This is a genomic window from Kitasatospora sp. NPDC059648, from assembly GCF_042734825.1.
In the GTDB taxonomy this organism is placed as follows: Bacteria; Actinomycetota; Actinomycetes; order Streptomycetales; family Streptomycetaceae; genus Kitasatospora.
In genome coordinates, this window is sequence record NZ_JBHWDU010000091.1 from 1 (window position 1) to 19,343 (window position 19,343).

20 protein-coding genes and 1 pseudogene are annotated in these 19,343 nt (G+C 75.1%); 13 read left to right on the top strand and 8 right to left on the bottom strand.

Going from position 1 to position 19,343, the window contains the following annotated elements; translation table 11 throughout:
* Positions 1-441: 441 nt before the first annotated feature.
* Together ACFV1W_RS34070 and ACFV1W_RS34075 are read right to left on the bottom strand one after the other, a co-directional pair.
* Positions 442-1,401 (bottom strand): hypothetical protein, encoded by a 960-nt coding sequence (locus ACFV1W_RS34070; RefSeq protein ID WP_380421131.1) that lies wholly within the window; start codon positions 1,399-1,401, stop codon positions 442-444.
* On the bottom strand, positions 1,398-2,171 hold the full coding sequence (locus tag ACFV1W_RS34075; RefSeq protein ID WP_380421157.1) for an RNA polymerase sigma factor: 774 nt from the start codon (positions 2,169-2,171) through the stop codon (positions 1,398-1,400). Before ACFV1W_RS34075 ends, ACFV1W_RS34070 begins: the two co-directional genes overlap by 4 nt.
* A gap of 499 nt (positions 2,172-2,670) precedes the next feature.
* Between ACFV1W_RS34075 and ACFV1W_RS34080 the strand changes: the two genes are divergently transcribed.
* The 3 genes from ACFV1W_RS34080 to ACFV1W_RS34090 all read left to right on the top strand — a co-directional run bounded on the left by ACFV1W_RS34080 (position 2,671) and on the right by ACFV1W_RS34090 (position 5,111).
* Positions 2,671-3,384, top strand: a complete 714-nt coding sequence (locus ACFV1W_RS34080) for a VC0807 family protein (RefSeq protein WP_380421132.1) — start codon at positions 2,671-2,673, stop codon at positions 3,382-3,384.
* Between the two features lie 128 nt (positions 3,385-3,512).
* Positions 3,513-4,250 (top strand): tyrosine-protein phosphatase, encoded by a 738-nt coding sequence (locus ACFV1W_RS34085; protein WP_380421133.1) that lies wholly within the window; start codon positions 3,513-3,515, stop codon positions 4,248-4,250.
* Positions 4,251-4,349: 99 nt separating this feature from the next.
* A complete protein-coding gene (locus ACFV1W_RS34090) occupies positions 4,350-5,111 on the top strand; it encodes a Clp protease N-terminal domain-containing protein (RefSeq protein WP_380421134.1) in 762 nt (253 codons plus the stop codon).
* Between the two features lie 66 nt (positions 5,112-5,177).
* Here ACFV1W_RS34090 and ACFV1W_RS34095 read toward each other — a convergent pair whose 3' ends face one another.
* Positions 5,178-5,669 (bottom strand): NUDIX domain-containing protein, encoded by a 492-nt coding sequence (locus ACFV1W_RS34095; protein WP_380421135.1) that lies wholly within the window; start codon positions 5,667-5,669, stop codon positions 5,178-5,180.
* A gap of 141 nt (positions 5,670-5,810) precedes the next feature.
* Here ACFV1W_RS34095 and ACFV1W_RS34100 point away from each other — a divergent pair, with 141 nt between their 5' ends.
* Positions 5,811-6,146 (top strand): hypothetical protein, encoded by a 336-nt coding sequence (locus ACFV1W_RS34100; RefSeq protein WP_380421136.1) that lies wholly within the window; start codon positions 5,811-5,813, stop codon positions 6,144-6,146.
* Here the strand turns inward: ACFV1W_RS34100 and ACFV1W_RS34105 are convergent.
* From ACFV1W_RS34105 to ACFV1W_RS34120, 4 genes are all read right to left on the bottom strand, one after another.
* Positions 6,054-7,031, bottom strand: a complete 978-nt coding sequence (locus ACFV1W_RS34105; protein ID WP_380421137.1) for a sigma-70 family RNA polymerase sigma factor — start codon at positions 7,029-7,031, stop codon at positions 6,054-6,056. The two genes, ACFV1W_RS34100 and ACFV1W_RS34105, sit on opposite strands and share 93 nt — an antisense overlap.
* A gap of 166 nt (positions 7,032-7,197) precedes the next feature.
* Positions 7,198-7,467: a hypothetical protein gene (locus ACFV1W_RS34110; protein WP_380421138.1), complete on the bottom strand. Its 270-nt coding sequence runs from the start codon at positions 7,465-7,467 to the stop codon at positions 7,198-7,200.
* 123 nt (positions 7,468-7,590) lie between these two features.
* The gene (locus ACFV1W_RS34115; protein ID WP_380421139.1) at positions 7,591-7,857 is read right to left on the bottom strand and encodes a UBP-type zinc finger domain-containing protein; all 267 of its coding nucleotides are present in this window, start codon (positions 7,855-7,857) and stop codon (positions 7,591-7,593) included.
* A gap of 37 nt (positions 7,858-7,894) precedes the next feature.
* Positions 7,895-8,818, bottom strand: a complete 924-nt coding sequence (locus tag ACFV1W_RS34120) for a helix-turn-helix transcriptional regulator (protein WP_380421140.1) — start codon at positions 8,816-8,818, stop codon at positions 7,895-7,897.
* Positions 8,819-8,998: 180 nt separating this feature from the next.
* Here ACFV1W_RS34120 and ACFV1W_RS34125 point away from each other — a divergent pair, with 180 nt between their 5' ends.
* Both ACFV1W_RS34125 and ACFV1W_RS34130 read left to right on the top strand, forming a co-directional pair.
* Positions 8,999-9,760, top strand: a complete 762-nt coding sequence (locus tag ACFV1W_RS34125; RefSeq protein WP_380421141.1) for an SDR family oxidoreductase — start codon at positions 8,999-9,001, stop codon at positions 9,758-9,760.
* A 52-nt stretch (positions 9,761-9,812) separates the two neighbouring features.
* Entirely contained in the window at positions 9,813-13,085 is a 3,273-nt protein-coding gene (locus ACFV1W_RS34130) for a lysylphosphatidylglycerol synthase domain-containing protein (RefSeq protein ID WP_380421142.1), read from the top strand.
* 73 nt (positions 13,086-13,158) lie between these two features.
* Here the strand turns inward: ACFV1W_RS34130 and ACFV1W_RS34135 are convergent, their stop codons facing one another.
* A complete protein-coding gene (locus tag ACFV1W_RS34135; protein ID WP_380421143.1) occupies positions 13,159-13,356 on the bottom strand; it encodes a hypothetical protein in 198 nt (65 codons plus the stop codon).
* A 211-nt stretch (positions 13,357-13,567) separates the two neighbouring features.
* Here ACFV1W_RS34135 and ACFV1W_RS34140 point away from each other — a divergent pair, with 211 nt between their 5' ends.
* From ACFV1W_RS34140 to ACFV1W_RS34170, 7 genes and pseudogenes are all read left to right on the top strand, one after another.
* Positions 13,568-14,035 (top strand): carboxymuconolactone decarboxylase family protein, encoded by a 468-nt coding sequence (locus ACFV1W_RS34140; RefSeq protein WP_380421144.1) that lies wholly within the window; start codon positions 13,568-13,570, stop codon positions 14,033-14,035.
* A 175-nt stretch (positions 14,036-14,210) separates the two neighbouring features.
* On the top strand, positions 14,211-14,855 hold the full coding sequence (locus ACFV1W_RS34145) for a class I SAM-dependent methyltransferase (RefSeq protein WP_380421145.1): 645 nt from the start codon (positions 14,211-14,213) through the stop codon (positions 14,853-14,855).
* Complete coding sequence (locus tag ACFV1W_RS34150) at positions 14,852-15,427, top strand: TrmH family RNA methyltransferase (RefSeq protein ID WP_380421146.1); 576 nt, start codon at positions 14,852-14,854, stop codon at positions 15,425-15,427. Before ACFV1W_RS34145 ends, ACFV1W_RS34150 begins: the two co-directional genes overlap by 4 nt.
* Before the next feature lie 155 nt (positions 15,428-15,582).
* A complete protein-coding gene (locus ACFV1W_RS34155) occupies positions 15,583-16,479 on the top strand; it encodes an ABC transporter ATP-binding protein (RefSeq protein ID WP_380421147.1) in 897 nt (298 codons plus the stop codon).
* Complete coding sequence (locus ACFV1W_RS34160; RefSeq protein ID WP_380421148.1) at positions 16,473-18,122, top strand: hypothetical protein; 1,650 nt, start codon at positions 16,473-16,475, stop codon at positions 18,120-18,122. Before ACFV1W_RS34155 ends, ACFV1W_RS34160 begins: the two co-directional genes overlap by 7 nt.
* A gap of 154 nt (positions 18,123-18,276) precedes the next feature.
* Positions 18,277-18,831, top strand: a complete 555-nt coding sequence (locus ACFV1W_RS34165) for a hypothetical protein (protein WP_380421149.1) — start codon at positions 18,277-18,279, stop codon at positions 18,829-18,831.
* A 40-nt stretch (positions 18,832-18,871) separates the two neighbouring features.
* Positions 18,872-19,288, top strand: a pseudogene (locus ACFV1W_RS34170) (SDR family oxidoreductase); the annotation flags it as partial.
* Positions 19,289-19,343: the final 55 nt, after the last annotated feature.

Consider the following 19,343-nt stretch of genomic DNA (forward strand, 5'->3'; position numbering starts at 1 on the left):
GCGCGTACTGGAGTGCGCTGGTGTGAGCGCACGGCAGGGGCCGGGGGAGGCGTGGGGGGGGGGGCCCCCCCCCCCCCCCCCCCCCCCCCCCCCCGCCGGGGGGGCGGGCCCCCCCCCCCCCCCCCCCCCCCCCCCCCCCGGGGGGGGGGGGGGGGGGGGGCCCGCGCCCCGCGCCCCCCCCACCGCCGGATCGGGGTGCGGCCCGCCCTGACTGCGGGCGGGCGGGCCGCACGTTCCGGGCCGGCCGGGCCGGGGGCGCGTCCGGGGTGAGCGCCTGCCGGTCCGGCCGGGGCCGGCCGGGTGGACGGCGGGCACGGGGGAGCCGACCGGCCACCCGGAGTTCGGGTGGTTGTGCGTCCTGCGGTTACTGCGGGGTGGTGCGGTCCGGATGGGCGGCGAGCCCGGGGGGAGTCGCTCGCCGCCCATCCGGAGTTCTGGGGGTCATCTCCGGGCCGACTGCTCGTCCTCGGAGGGGCCGGTTCTGCTCGGGCGGGCGTCCGGCGGGGTGAGCGCGGCCGGTGGGGTCGGGACGGTCACGCCGCCCTTGCCCGGTTTGCCGTCGTTGTTGTCCCCGCCGTTGGTGTTGCCGTTCGAGTTGCCCTTGCGGCCGGACGGGCTCGGCTGGGCTGGAGTGCCCGGGTGGTCGCCGTTGGGGCGGCCGGGGGCGGCCTCGCAGAAGTCCGGCACTCCGTCCGCTCCGCCGGCCGCCGCGATCAGCGGGGCGAAGAGGGGGTCGGCGGCCAGTTGGCGGGGGCGCTCGCCCTTGTTCGTACGGTCCGTGAAGCTCTGGCAGAGCGGGACCAGTGCGGCGGGCGGGGTGGGGTGTCCGCCGCGGGCGTCGGGCGAGGGGGCGTCGGGTGTGGCGGGGGCGGACGGGGCGATGCCGTGCGGCGGGTCGGCCTGGGCACCGGTGGTCGGCCGGGCGGATCCGCGCGGGGAGGCGGTGCCGGGACTGCCGGTGGTGCCGTGCGTGGAGTCGGTCGGGGTACCCGAAGCGGCCACCGAGTGCTCCGGCTCGGTCGGGCCGCCGCCGAGGGCGGGCAGGTTGCCCGCGGCGACCGCGACCCCGCACAGCGCGGTGGCGCCGAGCACGGCGGCAGCGGCCTTCGTGCTGAAGGCCCTGGCCAGCGCGGCGGTCGCCATCGATCGTCTCCGGACGGGGGTCACTACGGGGTCGGGTGTGAGACTCGCCTCCCGGAACGCGGCCAGCGCGGCCTCCTCCCCGGCCAGTTCCGCCGCCGTCGCCGGGGCGGCGGCCGCGGCCAGTACCCGGGCGAGCTGCCCGGGACCGTCCGGTCCGGTGAGCGAGGCGTCCTGCCCGGCCGACGGGCCGCCCACGGCACCGCCGAGCAGCTGCTCGGCGGCATCACGGTCGATCCGACGGGATCGGTTGGTGCTCATCTCATGTCCTTCAGCGTCGCGGCCCGGCGTTCTGTCACACCCTGCGGAGAATTTTTTTTCGCGGGTTCTCCGGCGGCTTCCGCGGCCCCCCTGGCCGCCGGAATCCCGACGCCGGAGGCGAACGGCTGCTCCAGCAGCTTGGCCAGCCGCCGCAGCCCCCGGTGGGCGGCCATCCGGACGGTGCCGGCCCGCTTGCCGAGCACCCGGGCGGCGCTCTCGGCGTCCAGCTCCATGACCACTCTGAGCAGCACCGCCTCGGCCTGGTCCCGCGGCAGCCGAGAGATCAGAGCCAGTGCGTCGGCGGTGCCGACCGTGGTGAGCGCGGCGCGCGCGGTGTCGTCCCCGGCGGCCAGCTCGACCAGGTACTCGAACGGCAGGTCGGCCACCGGGCGGCGGCGCCGGGCGCGCAGGTGGTCCATCGCGCGGTTGCGGGCGATGGTGGCGGCCCAGCCGCGGAAGCCGTCCCCGTCGCCCGAGAAGCCGCGCAGGTCGCGGGCGATCTGCAGCCAGGCCTCGGAGGCGATGTCCTCGGCGTCCTGCGCGTCCTCCGGCCGTCCGCCGACCAGCACTCTCAGGTAGCGCAGCAGACCCGGCTGGACGGTCCGGAACAGCAGCCGGAACGCCTGTTCGTCCCCCTCCTGGGCGGCGCGGACCGCCTCGGTCAGGTCGGTGGGAACGGGGCCCCCGCCCGGTGGTGGTACTGGTTCGGACCGGCCGAGGGGGCTGCCGGTGCCCGCTCCGGGGCGTTCTGCACTCTGCACCCGCCACATCATGCGCCATCCGGGCGAACGGGTCGGCGCCGGTCGAAGGACCGGACCGGTCGGGGCCGGGGGCCCTTCGGCGGCCGTCGTGTGCCAGAAGCCCCGAGGATGCTTCCCGCGCCCGGGTCGTCGGTGGACGAATCGTTCGGGGCGCGGTCGTGTTCGGCCCGCCGTCGTGACCCCGTGACCCGCCGCTCCCGTACTCCTGCCCGGGGACTGCCGGGAGGACCGCACGACCAGGGCCCGTCCGACGACACCCGCCGGATGCCGCTCGGCCCGGCCGAGCACCCCGCCGCCGACCGGGCGGCGCCACCTGGAGCCGCTGGGCCGCGAGCTGCGGACCTCCCGGACGGATGAGCAGGTCAGCGGGCGTGTCACGGGCCGCGCAGTGACAACTGTCATGCGGATCCCGCAACGGACGGCACTGCTCCGGCGGAGGGCCGGCCGGAAAGACTGGAGGCACGACGCGGGCAGCGGCCCGCAGTCACCACTCGGGGGAGGACCCACCATGAGCAGCCAGACCGTCACCGCCGCCACCGCCGCTCCCGCCCAGGACGCCGAAGCGCCCAACCCGCTGGCCGCCGGCCTCCGCCCGCTCGCCCTCGACGTGGTCGTCCCGCTCGCCGGGTACTACCTGCTGCACTCGGCCTGCGGCCTGAGCGAGTTCGCCGCGCTGGCCTGGAGCAGCGCCTTCTCGGCCGGCCGGACCGTCCTCGGCCTGCTGCGCGAGCGCAGGCTCAATCTGTGGGCCTCGCTGATGCTGGTGGTCAACCTGGCCGGCCTGGCGCTCACCTTCGTCACCGGCGACGCCCGGATGATGATCGCCAAGGACGGCCTGCTGAGCGGCAGCGTGGCGCTGGCGATCCTGGCCTCGGCGCTGATCGGCCGACCGGTGATGACCCCGATGCTGATGCCCTTCGTCACCAAGGGCAACCGGGACCGCGCCGCCGCCTGGCAGCGGCTGGTCGAGGGGCGGGCGGCCGCCTCGCGGGCCTTCCGGCGCCACGAGCGGGTGTTCGCCGGCATCTGGGGCACGGCCCTGCTGACCGAGTGCGCGGCCCGGGTGGTCGGCGCCTTCACCCTGCCGGTCTCGACCATGGCCTGGCTGTCCACCGTGTTCCTGATCGCTGCGATCGTGGGCGGCTCGCTGCTCGGCCAGATCGCGGTCGAGCCGATCGAGAAGCTGGTCGAGGCCGAGGCCGAGGCCCCCACCGCCGCCTGAGCCCCGCCCGACCGCCGCCCGAACTGCCGGTTGCGACCGTTCGAACGCTCAGGAACCATCGGGATCTCCCGGGAGTCCTTATAACGAGGGGGTAACGGGCCCCCGACCGAGGAAACGGGGAGCCCACCATGCGGACCGACGCGCTGACCACCACCGAGGACCGCACCCTCGTCTGGGACGGCTGCCTGAACGTCCGCGACCTGGGCGGACTGCCCACCGCCTCCGGCCGTCCGACCGCCCGTGGCGCGATAGCCCGGGCGGACAACCTGGACCGCCTCACCCGCGAGGGCTGGGACGCCCTCCTCGACCACGGCGTCCGCACCGTGGTCGATCTGCGCGACGCCGAGGAGTACAAGCCGCTCCTCCCGCTCCCCGAGGACGTCGAGCTGGTCCGCGTCCCGCTGGACGAACTGGCCGGCCCGGCCTGGTGGCGCGCCCACGGCCGACTGGACGGCACCCCGCTGGTCTTCCGCCCCTACCTGGAGCACTGCCCGCACGCCGCCGCCGCGCTGATCACCGCGGTCGCCGACGCCCGGCCCGGCGGACTGGTGGTGCACTGCGGCGCCGGCCGCGACCGCACCGGACTGGCCGCCCTGCTGCTGCTCGCCCTGGCCGGGGCCGACCGGGCCGCGATCGCCGAGGACTACCTGCTCAGCGGCCCCAACGTCCGTCCGCTGTACGGAATGCTCGGCCTGCCGGACCCGTACCGCCGGATCGACGCGGTACTGGCCGAGGCCGGGACCACCGCCGAGGCCGCCCTGGAGGCCACCCTCGAAGGGCTCGACCCGGTGGCGTACCTCCTCGCGGCGGGCGTCACGCCGGCCCGGATCGCCGCCGTCCGGGAGCGGCTGCTGCCCGGCGCGTAGGACGCCGGGAGCGTTCGACGGGACACGAGAACAAGCTACCCACGGGTAAGCGTCAACTGATGGTTGACGATCCTCGAATCGACAACCTACGGTTGACGCATGGAGAATCCCGTTGTCCCCAGCACCACTCCGCTGCGCCTCGACGACCTGATCGCCGCGATCAAGAAGGTCCACACCGACGCGCTCGACCAGCTCTCCGACGCGGTCATCGCCGCCGACCACCTCGGTGACCTCGCCGACCACCTGATCGGCCACTTCGTGGACCAGGCCCGCCGCTCCGGCGCCTCCTGGACCGACATCGGCCGCAGCATGGGCGTCAGCAAGCAGGCCGCCCAGAAGCGCTTCGTCCCCAAGGGCCCGGGCACCACGGCCGATCTCGACCCCAGCCAGGGCTTCGCCCGGTTCACGCCCCGGGCCCGCAAGGTCATCGTGGCCTCGCAGGAGGAGGCCAGGAAGGCGGGCAACCCCGAGATCACCGCCGTGCACATCCTGCTCGGCCTGCTCGCCGAGCCCGAGGGCATCGGTCTCAAGGCGCTCGCCGCCCAGGGCGTCACCCCGGAGGCCGTCCGGGCGGCGGCCACCGCCGCCCTGCCGGCCGCCGTCGAGCAGACGATCCCCGCGCTGATCCCGTACGACGCGCAGGGCAAGAAGGTGATCGAGCTGACCTTCCGCGAGGCGCTCAAGCTCGGCCACAACTACGTCGGCACCGAGCACATCCTGCTCGCGCTGCTGGAGTTCGAGAACGGCGAGGGCGTGCTCACCGGGCTGAAGGTGGACAAGTCCGAGGCGGAGACCTTCACCGCGGAGGCCATCGCCGCCATCGTCGCCGCCCGGGACGCGGAGTCCGAGCAGCAGCAGTGAGCCAACCGTCGGTCGGCCGTGCCCGGGGTGCGACTCCCACCCGGGCGCGGCACTTCCGCGTTCCGCTCAGAATCCGGAGACGTGGGTGGTGACGATCCGGGTCCGGCCGTCGACGGCCGCCTCCAGCGCCGCCCGCAGCCGGGCCGAACGGGCCGGACCGACCAGTTCCAGCGCCTCCTCCGGCGGGGCCCAGCGGTGGGTGTCCAGCTCGCCCGCCGGCACGGTCACCGGGGTGCCGTCCGGGACGGTGCCGAAGTCGAACATGAAGTGCTGGGCGGGGTGGTCGAGTTCGGCCGAGGCGTGGGTCCAGGAGATGGCCAGCAGGTCACCGGCCTCCTTGACGATGCCGGTCTCCTCCTCCAGCTCCCGTACGGCGCACTCGACCGGGCCCTCGCCGAGGTCGATCGTCCCGCCCGGGAACTGCCAGTGCTCGCGGTACCCGGCCTTCACGATCAGGATCCGGCCGGACTCGTCGCGCAGCAGGCAGCCCGCCGCCGCGTAGATCCGGGGCAGGGACGCCAGCCACTCCTCGCGGGATCTCAAGGGCTCAGCCGTCACGGGGTTCCTCCAGGGACAGGGGGGTTCGGACGCACCCACTCTGCCACCGCCGTCCGGACGCCCCTCGAATGCCCTCGGGTGCCGGTGGACGCGTTCCGAGCCGGACCGATGAGTCGGCGCCCGCGCGGCGGTCCAATCCGCATGGAGACCACCGCGGCCGACGCCGTACTGACCTGCGACCTGGGCGCGCTGACCGCCCCCGACCTGGCCGTCGTCGACGCGCTCGCCCGGCTGCGGCTGGCCGCCGGGCGGCACCGGGTGGGCGTGGTGCTGCTCAACGCGAGCGGGCCGCTGCGGGAACTGCTCGCGTTCAGCGGGCTCGCGACGCTGCTGCCGGGAGCGGACGATCCGCTGGACGGCGCGGAACCGGCCCCCCTGGCCGCCCTACTCGGCGGGGAGCCGGTCCGGGAGGCCGAACAGCGGGAAGAGCACGTCGGTGTCCAGGAAGTTGGTGAGCCCGGTGATCCGGCCCTCTGACACCTCCGGCACGATCAGCGCCCACGGCTCGTGCCCGCCGGCCGGACTCGGCCGGTACTGGGCCAGGGCCGGGCCACCGTTGGCCGTCACCGGGAGCAGCCGGGAGCCCCGGCAGCCCTGCCCCGGGCCCAGCATCCACGCCCGGATCTCCGCCTGGCCCCGCAGCCACATCGAGAACGGCGGCATGTTGAGCGTGACGTCCTCGTGCAGCAGCGCGGCCAGGCCGTCCATGTCGTACGCCTCGAAAGCACGGACGTAGCGGTCCAGCAGCTCCCGGTGCGCGTCGTCCAGCGCGGGGGCCGGGCGGGCGGCCGAGGCGTCGGCGGCGAGCACCGAACGCGCCCGCTGGAGTGCGCTGTTGACCGATGCGACGGTGGCGCCGAGCAGTTCGGCCACCTCGGCGGCCCTCCAGCCGAGCACCTCGCGCAGGATCAGCACCGCCCGCTGCCGGGGCGCGAGGCGCTGCAGCACGGCGACGAAGGCCAGCTTCACCGACTCGCGCTGGGCGGCCACCTCGGCCGGGTCCCCCGTCTCGGGGAGCACCCGGCCGTCCGGCGCGGGGCCGATCCAGGTCACCTCGGGCAGCTGGGCGTCGCTCGCGGTGGCCACCGTCACCGGCCCGGCGAGGTCCATCGGACGGGCGCGGCCCTTGCGGCCGTTCAGCGCGTCCAGGCAGACGTTGGTGGCTATTCGGTACAGCCAGGAGCGCAGCGCGGCCCGCCCCTCGAAGCCCTGGTGGCCGCGCCAGGCGCGGACCATGGTCTCCTGCACCGCGTCCTCGGCCTCGAAGACGGAGCCCAGCATCCGGTAGCAGTAGCCGGTGAGTTCGGTGCGGTACCGCTCCAGCTGGAGCTCGACCGGCTCCTCCGTGATCACATCGGTCATGGTGCGTGCGCCCCCGTCGTGCTCCGCGTGCTGCTGGACGGGACGACGGTAGCGCACCCCACCGACAACTCCCGAGGACCACCCGGCAAGGCCCCTGAGCGTGCGTCAGGGGCGGACGCCGGGCCGGTGGCGCCCGCCCCTGGGGGCCGCCCCTGGGGGCCGCCGGTCAGTGGGCGGAGTGCTTCTCCGCGCCGCGGTGCCGGTGCCCCTTGAGCTCCCCCTGGACCGGTGGGGCGGAGTGCACCCCCGAGGACGTGGCATCGCGCCCGATGTGGCGGAAGGCGTCGCCGTGGGTGCGCCCGGCGCCGGCGGTCACCAGGCCGGCCCGCGGCTTCGGTCCGAGCCGGTTGGGTGTGCTCGCCATGCCCCGGCGGTCCAGCAGGTCCTGGGCCCCCTGGCGGAACTTGGCGGTGCTGCCCGCCGTGTGCTTGGTCATCGTCGGCCTCCCTTCGGCGGCCGCGGCCGGACGGATGCCGACCGGTGAGGCGGCCGCATGGGCGTTATGTCCGGATTTTACTCGGGTTGGGGGCCGATGCCACCGCGGAGGCCGGAGGCGTGCTCAGCCCATGACCTCGTGGACGAAGCACCAGCGCCAGTCCTCCCCCGGCTCGTACGAGCGGATCACCGGGTGGGACGTGTCGTGGAAGTGTGCGGTGGCGTGCCGCTGCGGCGAGAAGTCGCAGCAGCCGATGTGGCCGCAGTCGAGGCAGATCCGCAGGTGCACCCAGTCCCGGCGGCCCTGGGCCAGGCAGTCGGCGCAGCCGTCGGCGGGCGGGAGGGGATCGATCTCCCGGGGGGCCACGGCGAGGTCTTCGCAGGCGCTCATGTTCGAAGGCTATGACGGGCCGGGCGAGGCCGCCGCTTCAGGAGGCGCCCGGGGTCGGCGGCGCGGCGGACGGCGCGGCTGGTGGTGCGGCGGGCGGCGAGGCGGGCACGGCGTCGGGAGCGGCGTCGGGAGCCGTCCAACTGGCCAGTAGGGCCAGCTTCTGGGCGGTGGGAGAGTCCGGCGGGGTGGTGTAGACGACCAGCATCTGGTCAGGCGAGCCGTTGACGGTCAGGGTCTCGTAACCGAACTCCAGCTCGCCGACCAGCGGGTGCCGGAGCAGCTTCACTCCGCTGGTCTTCTCCCGCACCAGGTGGTCCGCCCAGAGCCGGCGGAACTCCTCGCTGCGCAGAGACAGTTCGCCCACCAGGGCGGCCAGGGCCGGGTCGTCGGGGTGCAGTCCGGCGTCCCGGCGCAGCTGGGCGACGGTCTCCGCGGCGACGGCGTCCCACTGCGGGTAGAACTCACGGGCGGCGGGGTCGAGGAAGGCGTCCCGGGCCTGGTTCGGGGGCGAGCCCGCGGTGGCGCCCGCGCGGCCGGAGAAACCGTTCACCGCGTCGCCCAGGGCGTTCCAGGCCAGGACGTCCATCCGGCGTCCCAGCACGAAGGCCGGCACCCCGGTCATCAGTTCCAGCAGCAGCCGTGTCCCCGGCCGTACCCGCCGGTCCCCCCGGGTCCGGCCGGCCGGGGCCTTCGGCGGGCGGTTCAGCGAGCGCAGGTGCGCCGCCTCCACCTCGTCCAGCCGCAGCACCCGGGCCACCGCGTCCAGCACCGCGTCCGAGGCGCTGCCGCCGCGTCCCTGCTCCAGCCGGATGTAGTAGTCCACGCTCACCCCGGCGAGTTGCGCCACCTCCTCCCGGCGCAGTCCCCGAACCCGGCGGCGGCCGTGGGCGGGCAGGCCCACCTCCTCCGGTTGGATCCGGGCCCGGCGCGAGCGGAGGAAATCCCCCAGGGTGTTCTCCATGCCAGGCAGGGTAGCTCCGGGCGGGCGGCGCGAGGGTGGTACTGCCTTTCCCAGGAAAGGACTTACCGGGAGAGGGGTTCCCGGGAAAGGGGTTCCCGGGTAGGACGTGGCCCTGGGTGGGCGCGCGGCACCGGCGCAGAGTGGTCGGCGTCAGCCCGCCGACCCGCCCAGGAGTTCCCGATGAGCTACCCCGCCCTCGCCACCCGCACCGCCGTCGTCACCGGAGCCGCCAGCGGCATGGGCGCGGCCACCGCCCGGCTGCTCGCCGCCAACGGCGCCCGGGTCGCTCTGCTCGCCCGCCGCACCGACCGGATCGAGGCGCTCGCCGCCGAGATCTCCGCAGCCGGCGGGCAGGCCCTCGCCGTCACCGCCGACATCACCGACCAGGCCTCGGTCGACGCGGCCGCCGCGGCCGTCCACACCGCGTACGGCCCCGCCGACCTGGTGGTCAACAACGCCGGGGTGATGCTGCCCAACCCGCTCGCCGACGGCCGGATCGACGAGTGGACCAAGATGGTGGACACCAACCTCACCGGTGCCCTGCGGATCGTCCGCGCCTTCACCGCCGACCTCACCGCGGCCGCCGCCGACGGCCGCACCGCCGACCTGGTCAACGTCTCCTCCATCGCCTCCCACGTGGTCTTCCCCGACTACGCCGTGTACGGCGCGACCAAGGCCGCGCTCAGCCAGCTCTCCGCCGCCCTGCGCACCGAACTGGGCCCGCGCGACGTGCGGGTCAGCGCCGTCGAGCCCGGCCTGACCGACACCGAGCTCGGCGGCCACATCGACAACCCCGCGCTGAAGGAGCAGCTCGGCGGCATGTTCGCGGCCATCCCGGCGCTCGCCGCGGAGGACGTCGCGGACCTCATCGCCTACACCGTCAGCCGCCCCCGGCACGTCAACCTGCGCCACCAGGTGGTCCTGCCGACCCGGCAGGCGTGACGGCCGCCGGATCCCGCTCCGGGCCCACGGGCGGCATGGGAGCATGCCACCCGTGGCGATCGTGACGGGGAGAACGGACGGCGACACCGGCGGGGGCGGCGGTACGGCCCCGGCCGGACGGCCGGACACCGGCCGGGATACCGGTGGGAGCACCAGCGGGGGCATACCCAGGCAGCTGGTCGGCGGCCCAGGCGCACCCGGGCAGCCGGGCAGCGGTACGAGCGCACCCGGGCAGCCGGGCGGCGAGCGACGGCGGATCCGGCCGCTGTCGGACAGCGGCCGGATCCGGCAGCCCGTCGCCCTGATCCGGCTGCTCACCGGCCTGCTCGCGATCGCGCTCACCCTGCTGCTCGCCGACTACGCCCGGGCCACCACCGGAGGCTTCGCCGCCGACGTCGCGGAGGCCGCCGCGCTGGTGCCGCGACCGCTGGCGAGCCTGGCGGGCGGCCTCACCACCGCCGCCGTCCTGCTGCTGCCGGTCGGACTCGCCGTCCGCCGCCTGCTCGGCCCGGACCGGCGGCGTGCCCTCCAACAGGTCTCCGACGGCCTGCTCGCCGCCGTCACCGCGTACGGCGCGACCCTCGCCCTGGACCTGTGGGCCGACGACCTCGCCCCGACCTCGCTGCTCACCGCGCTCACCCAGCGGCTGCCCGGCGACGTCCTCGGGCACACCGAACCGGTCTACGGCTACCTAGCGCCCGTCCTCGCCTTCATGACCGCCTCCGGCAGCCGCGAACGGCGCCTGCCCTGGTCCGTCCTCGCCCTCTCCGGCCTCGCCGGACTGGCCGGCGGGTACGCGACCCCCACCGCGCTGCTGCTCGGCCTGCTGATCGGCTGGACCGGCGCCCACGGCACCCTGTACGCCGTCGGCACCCCGGACCCGCGGCCCAGGCCGGGGGAGGTGCTGCGCGCACTGCGGGAGAGCGGACTGCGGCCGGTGGAGGCCGTCCCCGCCGGACCGGACCGCTACCGGATCCGGCAGGCCGAGGAACAGCCCGACCTCGACGTCCAGCTCCTCGACCGGCAAGCCGTCACCGCTGCCGCCGTCCGCCGCGCATGGCGCCGCCTGCGGCTGCGCACCGCCCCCCACCCCCGCGCACTGCGCTCACCGCGCACCGGGCTGGAGCACGAGGCCCTGGTCACGTACGCGGCACTCGCCGCCGGAGTGCGCACCCGCCGGATCGCCGCCACCGCGGGCCTCGGCCACGACACCGCCCTGATCGCGTACGAGCACCTGGCCGGGCGCACCCTGGACCAGCTCGACGACGCGGAGATCACCGACGAGCTCCTCACCGACGCCTGGTCCCAGCTCGCCCTGCTCCAGCGCCGCGAGATCGCCCACCGTGCCCTCGTCCCGTCCTCCCTGCTGGTCGACGACGGCGGCGCGGTCCACCTGGTCGACTTCGCCGACGGCGACATCGCGGCGAGCGAACTCGTCCTGCGCTGCGACGTCGTCCAGCTCCTCACCACCCTCGCCCTGCGCGCCGGCGCCGCCCGCTCCGTCCGCACCGCCACCGCCGTACTCGGCCCCGATCCCCTGGGCGCCGCCCTGCCCCTGCTCCAGCCGATAGCCCTCGCCCGCACCACCCGCCAGTCGCTCAAACGCGGCCAGGGCGGGAAGGCGGCGGGCGACCAGGCCGGGAAGGCTGCGGGCGACCCGGACCCGCAGGCACCGGGCGGCCCGGCGGAGGCTCCCGGCGGCGTGATCCCGACCGGGCGGCACACGGCTCCGCTCCTGCTCACCCGTGACGCCGGCACGGCGGTACCGGCGGGCGAGCCGCTGCCGGGGCACGGCGACAGCGGCGAGCCCGCGACAGTCCGCAGATCGAGCGAAGGAGCCGGTGCCGCAGTAGTCGGGCCGACCGCGGGTGGGGACGGCGGCTCGGGCAGCGCTGCCGTCCCCACCGGGTCGTACGCCGCGCCGCCGCCCGGCCCGGTCGGAACCGGAGCCGACCGGGCGACGACGGCACCGGCCGAGGCGACGCCCACCGGACTCACCGGGACACCACCCCGACGGCTCGGGGAAGGCCGACCGACGGCGGCCCTCGGCAGCGGCGCGGGGACCGAGGCGAGCCCTCGGCGATCGGCGGCCGGGAGCGCGGCGCAGCCGGGCCGTCGCGACGACGGCGGGGGCGCCACCGCCGACAGCGGTGCGGTCGGCGCGAGCACCGCTGTGTCCGCAGGCACCGCCGCATCCACGCATGCCGTCGGCCGCCAGCCGAAGGGCCCGCGCGGCGGCCCGTCCGGCACGGCCGCCGCCCCCGAGGGGCCGGACCGGGACCGGGACCCGGCCAGCGGTGAGGCCGACCCGGCCGGCGGGTTGCTGGAGGAGATCCGGGCGGAAGTGCTGCGCGGTCGCCCGGAGGTGATCGGGCGGCCGGTGCGACTGGAGCGGTTGCGGCCGCGGACGCTGCTGGCCGTGGTGGGTGGGGTGGTGGCCGGGTGGCTGCTGATCCCGCAGTTCTTCGCGACGGAGGACAACCCGATCGCAGCCCTGGCGGACGCCGATCCGTGGTGGCTGGCGCTGGCGGTGGTGGCGGCGGGGCTGAGCCACGTGGCCGCCGCGATGGGGTTCGTCGGGTTCGTGCCGGAGCGGCTGAACTTCCGCAACGCGGTGCTGGCGCAGGTGGCCGGAGCGTTCGTGAAGCTGGTGTCGCCCGGGGGTGTCGGCGGGATCGCGCTGAACACCCGGCTGTTGCAGCAGGCGAACATCCCGACCGCGAAGGCCCTGTCCAGCGTCGGGGTGGGGCAGTTGATCGGACTGGTGCTGCACCTGCTGCAGCTGGGGGCCTTCGTCTACCTGGTCGACGCACAGCCGGGCGGTTCGGAGCTGGAGGCGCTGCCGGCCGTGGTCGCCGGGCTGGTGGTGGCCGCGGTGCTGCTCGCGGTGGTGTCGGCAATCCCCCCCGCCCGGCGGTGGCTGGCGGCGCGACTGCGGCCCTTGACGGCCGAGGTGCTGCCGCGGCTGCTGGACCTGCTGCGCAACCCCGGGCGGCTGGCGGTGGGAGTGGCCGGGCAGCTGCTGGTGTCGCTCTGCCTGATCGCCTGCCTGTACTGCTGCGCCCTGGCGATCGGCAAGGAACCGTCCTTCGCCTCGGTGGCGGTGGTGTTCCTGGTGGGCAACGCGGCGGGCAACGCCGCGCCGACCCCGGGTGGAGCCGGCACGGCCGACATGGCGTTGATCGGCCTGATGCAGCAGACCGCGTCGATGGAGCAGGGCGGGGCCACGGCAGCGGTGGTGCTGTTCCGGCTGCTGACGCTGATCCTGCCGGTGCTGCCGGGCTGGGCGGCGATCACCTGGCTGCAGCGCCGCAAGGCGCTGTAGCCGCGAGGCGCTGCAGCTGTAAGGGGCTGGAGCCGTGAGGGCCGGGCGCTGAGGGAGCTGCGGTCCGGGCGGCCTACTCGCGGTAGTCGTCCTCGTCGAGCTGGACGATCCGGCTCTGCTCGGCGGCGTCCGCGACGTCGGTGGCCGGGTCCGCTCCGAGGGCCCGGCGCTCGGCGACCTCGTCGTATTCGTCGCCGGTGGCCTCCTCCTCGTCGGGCTCGACGGTCTCGACGGGCTCGTCGATCAGGTAGTCCTCGTGGTCCTGCGACATGGTGTCCGTCCTCACTGTCGGAAACTCCCAGGGCCCGGATGGCGTACTGGCAGTATCCGTCGCCGGGCGCGCGGACGCGACGCGCCGGGGCCGCTCCGGCGTGTTGTCCGGGCCGTGCCGCCGGGCCCGGAACCGGCCCACGAATTGACCCATGAATCCCGCCACCGAATGACCCAGAACGCGGGTGCATTCCGCTCCTAGGGTTGTAGTCATGACGACGAACGAGATCACCACCGCCCCGGCCCGCCTCGACTACGCCCGCACCGTCCCCAAGGTGTTCCGCGCGATGACCGCCCTGGACGCCGCCGCCCGCGAGGGCCTGGACCCGGCGCTGGTCGAGCTGGTGCAGATGCGCACCTCGCAGCTCAACAACTGTGCGTACTGCCTGGACATGCACGCCAAGGACGCCCGCAAGGCCGGCGAGACCGACGAGCGGATCTACCTGCTGCCGGTCTGGCACGAAGCCCCGGCCGGGGTGTACAGCGAGCGCGAGCGGGCCGCGCTCGCACTGGCCGAGGAGATCGTGCGGATCGGCGGCGGGGTCTCGGACGCGGTGTACACCCGGGCCGCCGAGCACTTCGCGGAGGCGGAACTGGCGCAGCTGATCTCGGTGTGCTTCACCATCAACACCTGGAACCGGATCAACATCGCCACCCGCAAGACCCCGGGCACCCGGTAGCCGCCGCGGTCGCGGTACACCGGGCCCGGCCCGGTGGTCCCGGGGCCCGGCGGGCCCGCACCGCGGGGCCGGGCGGAACGCGCCGCAGGCCACCGGGGGTACGATCGGTGCCGTACCCAGGGCTAACCCACACCCACCCGGTGGCCCCGAGGCCCATACCGACGACGGGGAAAAGATGTCCGGCTCGCACTACTTCTCCAGTGCACCCGAGGTCGCCAGCGAGCGCCGGCCGATCACGGTCTCGCTGCCGGACCTGACCCTCGAACTGACCACCGACACCGGGGTGTTCTCGCACGGTCGGCTCGACCCGGGCACCCGGATCCTGCTGGAGCACGCCCCGCAGCCGCGGGTGCGCGGCCCGATCCTGGACGTCGGCTGCGGCTACGGCCCGATCGCGCTGACCTGGGCGTCCCGGCGCAAGCGGCTGCCGGTGTGGGCGGTGGACGTCAACGAGCGCGCGCTGGAGCTGGTCCGGCTGAACGCCGAGGCGCTGCGGCTGGGCAACGTCCAGGCCGCGCTGCCGGACGACGTCCCCGAGGACCTCCGGTTCGCCACCATCTACTCCAACCCGCCGATCCGGATCGGCAAGGCCGAGCTGCGCCGCCTGCTGACGCGCTGGCTCGGCCGGCTGACCCCGGACGGCTCGGCGTTCCTCGTGGTGCAGAAGCACCTGGGCTCGGACTCGCTGCAGAAGTGGCTCAACGAGCAGGGCTACCCGACCTCCCGGGTCACGTCGGTCAACGGGTTCCGGATTCTGGAAGCGCGGCCCCGCCCGGATGCGGGCGAGGGCTCGGAGAGTGGACGGGGAACGACGTCGTGAAGCAGCTGCGCGGGACCGAACTGAAGCGACTGCACCGCTCGTGGCGGCGCAGCAACGAGTTCCGGCTCGCGATGATCCTGGAGAACCTGCAGTCCCCGTTCAACGTCGGCTCGGTGGTCCGGACCGGGGCGGCGATGGGCGCCGAGAAGCTGTACCTGACCGGGGACACCCCGTCGGTGCGCTCGTCCGGTGCGCAGAAGGCCGCCATGGGCACCGACAAGTACCTGAAGGTGGAGCACTTCCCGACGGTCGCCGAGGCGGTCGCGGCCGCGAAGGCGGACGGCTTCAAGGTGGTCGGGCTGGAGCTGGCCGACGAGGCGGTGCCGATGTTCGCCGCCGAGCTGACCCCGGCGGTGGCCTTCGTGCTCGGGCACGAGGACCGCGGGATCACGCCCGAGGCGCTGGCGCTCTGCGACCAGGTGGTGTTCGTCCCGCAGCTGGGCCGGGTCGGCTCGCTGAACGTCTCGGCGGCCGCGACGGTGGCCTGCTACGAGGCGCGCCGCCAGGGGTACGCGCTCAGCGGCACTCCCGACGGGAGCGACGCCGGGGGCGACTTCGGCGACGAGGACTGAGTCGACCGGAGGGCCGAACCGGCCCGACATCTGATCAGATGGCCGGAGGGGTGTGCCGAACGGCCCACCCCTCCGGCGCTTTCCGTGGCGGGAACCCTCGGATATCTGCCGAACGGCAGATGTGCGGCTGCGGCCCGGACGGAAGCATTTCGGGCGTGACCGAACTCCAGATCCTCGACCTCACCAAGGAGTACCGGGGCGGCAAACGCGCCGTGGACTCCTTCACGCTGACGCTCCGGCCCGGGGTGCTCGGGCTGCTCGGCGCCAACGGCGCCGGCAAGTCGAGCCTGATGCGCGTCCTGGCCACGGTCACCCGGCCCACCTCGGGGCGGGTGTTGTGGGAGGGGGTGGACATCGCCCGCCGGCCCGGGCCGCTGCGCCGTGCCGTCGGCTACCTGCCGCAGGACTTCGGTGTCTACCCGCAGCTCACCGCACGCGAGTTCCTCGCCTACCTGGCCGCCGCCAAGGGGCTGCGACGGCGCCCCGCCCGGGCCCGGATCGAGGAACTGCTCGAACTGGTCAACCTCTCGGACGCGGCCGGGCAGCGGCTGGGCGCGATGTCCGGCGGGATGCGCCAACGCGTCGGCATCGCCCAGGCGCTGCTCAACGACCCGGCGCTGCTGATCGTGGACGAGCCGACGGTCGGGCTCGACCCGGAGGAGCGGCTGCGCTTCGGCAGCCTGCTGGGCGGGCTCGGCGCCGACCGGATCGTGGTGCTCTCCACCCACATCGTCCCGGACGTGTCGGCCACCGCCGACCGGATCGCGGTGATGGGCGCCGGGCGGCTGCTGCACCACGGCAGCCCGGAGGAACTGCTGCGCAGCGCCGAGGGCGCGGTCTGGGAGCTGACCGTCCCGGCCGACCAACTCCCGCCGCTGCACTCGCGGTTCCTCCTCGGCGGCACCACGCGCACCCCGCAGGGCGTCCGGGCTCGGGTGCTGTCCCGGCACGCGCCCGCCGCCGAGGCCCGGCCGGTGCCGCCCCGGCTGGAGGACGCGTACCTGCTGCTCACCGCCGACCGGGCCGCGACGGAGCGGGTGGCGGCATGGTGACGCGCATCGGGGCCCTGGCCCTGGCCGACTTCCGGGAGCGCCGACGGCGTCCCGGCTACCTGGTCGTGCTGCTCGGCACGCTCGCGCTCGGGCTGCTGGCCGCACCGGTGGGCGACTCCCGCTGGGAGGTCTTCCAGGTGACGGACCTGCACGGCCGCTACACCAGCGGCTACGTGGGGACGGTGACGGCGCTCGGCGGCGCGGTCTGGCTCTCACTGGCGGGCTTCGGGATCGCCCGGGGCACCATCGGTCGGGACGCGCAGAGCGGCGTCGGCCGGCTCCTCGCCGCCACCCCGCTGAGCCGGATCGGCTACCTGGCGGGCAAGTTCGTGAGCAACCTGCTGCTGTTCGGCTCGATGCTGCTCGCACTGGCGGGGACGGCGCTCGCAGTGCAGCTGATCAAGGGCGACTCCGACCGGGTGGACGCGGTGCGACTGCTGCTGCCGTACCTCCTGATCACGCTCCCGCTGCTGGCGGCGGTGGCCGGGTGCGCGGTGCTGTTCGACACCGTGCCCGGGCTGCGCGGCGGGCTGGGGGCGGCGGTCTGGTTCGTGGGATGGCTGGTCCTCGTGCTGGGCGCGCAGACCGGCGGCGGGCCGGACCTGCTGGGCATGCAGCGGATCACGGCCTCGATCCGGCAGGTGCTCGCGGCAGGCGGGCGCCCGGTCGACGGAGTGGAGTTCGGTGTGGGGCTGACGGCGGACAACCGGGTGCTCGGCACCTTCGACTGGCCCGGCCTCGGGCTGGGCGAGGCGTCCGGGCCAGCAGCTACGGGGGTGCTGCTGGCCGGTGTGGCGGTGGGGACCGCACTGCTCGGGGCGCTGTGGTTCCGGCGCTTCGACGGGCCCCGGGCCCGCCCGGGTACCAGGGCTCTCGGGTCGCTCGGGTCGCTCGGGTCGCTCGGGGCGTTCGGGGCGTTCGGGGCGGGCCGAGCGACCGATCCGTCCGATCCGACCGGCCCGGAAGATCCGGCCGGAAGCGCGGCGGCGTCCTCGGCCGGACCGGCGGGCTTCGCCCTGGACCCGACCCGGCTGACCGCTCCTCGCCAGGGGCGGATCGGGTACGACGCGCTGCTCGGGGAACTGCGGATCCTGGTGCGGGGGCAGCGGCTCTGGTGGGCCGGAGTGGCCGTGCTCGCAATGGCGGCGGCGGCCGTCACTCCGGACGGGCCGAGCCAGGCGGTGCTGCCGTTCGCGATGCTCTGGCCGATGCCGCTCTGGTCCCGGATGGGCCACCGGGCCGACGGCGGCAGCATCGACCAGGTGCTCGGCGCCTGTCCGTCCCCGCTGCGCCGGGGTCTGGCCGGTCTGCTCGCGGGGATCGTCCCGGCACTGGCCGTGGCGGCCGTACCCGCTCTGCGGCTGGTCGGCGCCGGGCAGGCCCGGGCGGCGGCCGGCGCACTTGCGGGCGCTCTGCTGGTCCCCGCCCTGGCGCTGCTCTGCGGCAGCCTCACCCGCGGGCCCCGGCTGTTCCAGACCGTCTACCCGCTGCTCTGGTACGGGATGGTCAACCACGTCTCAGGGCTGGACTTCCTCGGCGTCTCCGGGAGCCGCGCACCGGCCCCGCTCGCGGTCGCGGGCCTGGCCGCCGCACTCGCCGTGGCCGCCCTCGCCCTGGACGCCATACGCCGCGCCGTCCGGTGACACGCCACTCCGTGCACCGCGCGGAGGAGGGACGGTTCCCCCGACGGGGGGAGCCGCTCCCTCCCCGCGGCGGAGGCCGTGACCAGGGGTGGACTGGGAGCTTGGAGGCAGCCGGAGAACCGGCCGACTCCCTTATCGCCATGGAGGATTGACCATGCGAAAGCTCACCGCCGCCGTCACACTCACCACCGCGGGCGTAGCCCTGGCCGCCGGCACCGCGGGCACCGCCTCGGCCGCGCCCGTACCGGCCCAGCGCCCCGGCCAGCACCTCACGCTGCACGGCTGGACCCTGCTCAGCGACCACGGCCCGGGCCCCACCCCGGGCGAGCGGCTCACCGCGCAGGTCAGCGCCCGCACGGTCGACGGCCGCACCCAGGGCCACGTCGTGGTGCAGCACGTCTTCGAGACATCCGGCACCGTCCGCGCCGAGTTCGACGTCGACTGCCTGGCCGTCGACGGGAACGGCGCCATCACCGTGACCGGGCCCATCTCGAAGACCGTGGTCACCCCGCTCGGAGGAAAGCCGTACCTCTTCGACGAGGGCCACCACCCCGAGGCCGGCCTCACCTTCTACCCGACCGACGAGCAGCACCAGCGCCGGGTCGGCTGGGGCCGGACCGACCCCGACCTGCACACCGAGGTCGTCAAGTGCGGTGCGGTCCCGGCCAGCCTCTGGGTCATCGACGGCGGGACCTTCCTGCGGCGGTGACGGCACGGGGCGTGTCGAGCGGAAGCACCGTCCACCCCTGGTGCGCGGTCGCGCGCTGGACGGCGTTCGTGGTCGGCGTGCTGGTGGTCGGAGTCTCATCGGCGCCCGCGAGACATCCGGCTCCGACCCCTCACCGGCCGGGCCGGCCGCCCCTCCCGGCCGGTCCGGCGAGCACAGCAGCAGACCCATCGTCAACCCGTCGTCACAGTCAGGGATTTACGGTAATCTCGCCCGCGCCGACTATGCCGCGCTTCAGGCGGGGATCACCGGATCCACCAGGTCCCCGACCGAGGAACGCGGCCCGCGCGGCGTGCGAGCCAACGTGGTCGCCCCGGGTCCGATCGCCACCGGCACGGTCGGCGATCTGCCCCGGGGCCGCGCTGGAACGGATGCGGGGAACGTTGCGCTCGACCGGGTCGGCAAACCCGAGGAGGTGGCTGATCCGGTCTCCTCCCTGCCGTCCGATCGGGCGGCGCACACCAACGGCCCGGCCTTCGAGATCCACGTCCATG

Bases quoted from the DNA above. Each gene is read 5' to 3' on its own strand.
- ACFV1W_RS34070 (WP_380421131.1), bottom strand. From the start codon at position 1,401: ATGAGCACCAACCGATCCCGTCGGATCGACCGTGATGCCGCCGAGCAG.
- ACFV1W_RS34075 (WP_380421157.1), bottom strand. From the start codon at position 2,171: ATGTGGCGGGTGCAGAGTGCAGAACGCCCCGGAGCGGGCACCGGCAGC.
- ACFV1W_RS34080 (WP_380421132.1), top strand. From the start codon at position 2,671: ATGAGCAGCCAGACCGTCACCGCCGCCACCGCCGCTCCCGCCCAGGAC.
- ACFV1W_RS34085 (WP_380421133.1), top strand. From the start codon at position 3,513: ATGCGGACCGACGCGCTGACCACCACCGAGGACCGCACCCTCGTCTGG.
- ACFV1W_RS34090 (WP_380421134.1), top strand. From the start codon at position 4,350: ATGGAGAATCCCGTTGTCCCCAGCACCACTCCGCTGCGCCTCGACGAC.
- ACFV1W_RS34100 (WP_380421136.1), top strand. From the start codon at position 5,811: ATGGAGACCACCGCGGCCGACGCCGTACTGACCTGCGACCTGGGCGCG.
- ACFV1W_RS34105 (WP_380421137.1), bottom strand. From the start codon at position 7,031: ATGACCGATGTGATCACGGAGGAGCCGGTCGAGCTCCAGCTGGAGCGG.
- ACFV1W_RS34110 (WP_380421138.1), bottom strand. From the start codon at position 7,467: ATGACCAAGCACACGGCGGGCAGCACCGCCAAGTTCCGCCAGGGGGCC.
- ACFV1W_RS34115 (WP_380421139.1), bottom strand. From the start codon at position 7,857: ATGAGCGCCTGCGAAGACCTCGCCGTGGCCCCCCGGGAGATCGATCCC.
- ACFV1W_RS34120 (WP_380421140.1), bottom strand. From the start codon at position 8,818: ATGGAGAACACCCTGGGGGATTTCCTCCGCTCGCGCCGGGCCCGGATC.
- ACFV1W_RS34125 (WP_380421141.1), top strand. From the start codon at position 8,999: ATGAGCTACCCCGCCCTCGCCACCCGCACCGCCGTCGTCACCGGAGCC.
- ACFV1W_RS34135 (WP_380421143.1), bottom strand. From the start codon at position 13,356: ATGTCGCAGGACCACGAGGACTACCTGATCGACGAGCCCGTCGAGACC.
- ACFV1W_RS34140 (WP_380421144.1), top strand. From the start codon at position 13,568: ATGACGACGAACGAGATCACCACCGCCCCGGCCCGCCTCGACTACGCC.
- ACFV1W_RS34145 (WP_380421145.1), top strand. From the start codon at position 14,211: ATGTCCGGCTCGCACTACTTCTCCAGTGCACCCGAGGTCGCCAGCGAG.
- ACFV1W_RS34160 (WP_380421148.1), top strand. From the start codon at position 16,473: ATGGTGACGCGCATCGGGGCCCTGGCCCTGGCCGACTTCCGGGAGCGC.
- ACFV1W_RS34165 (WP_380421149.1), top strand. From the start codon at position 18,277: ATGCGAAAGCTCACCGCCGCCGTCACACTCACCACCGCGGGCGTAGCC.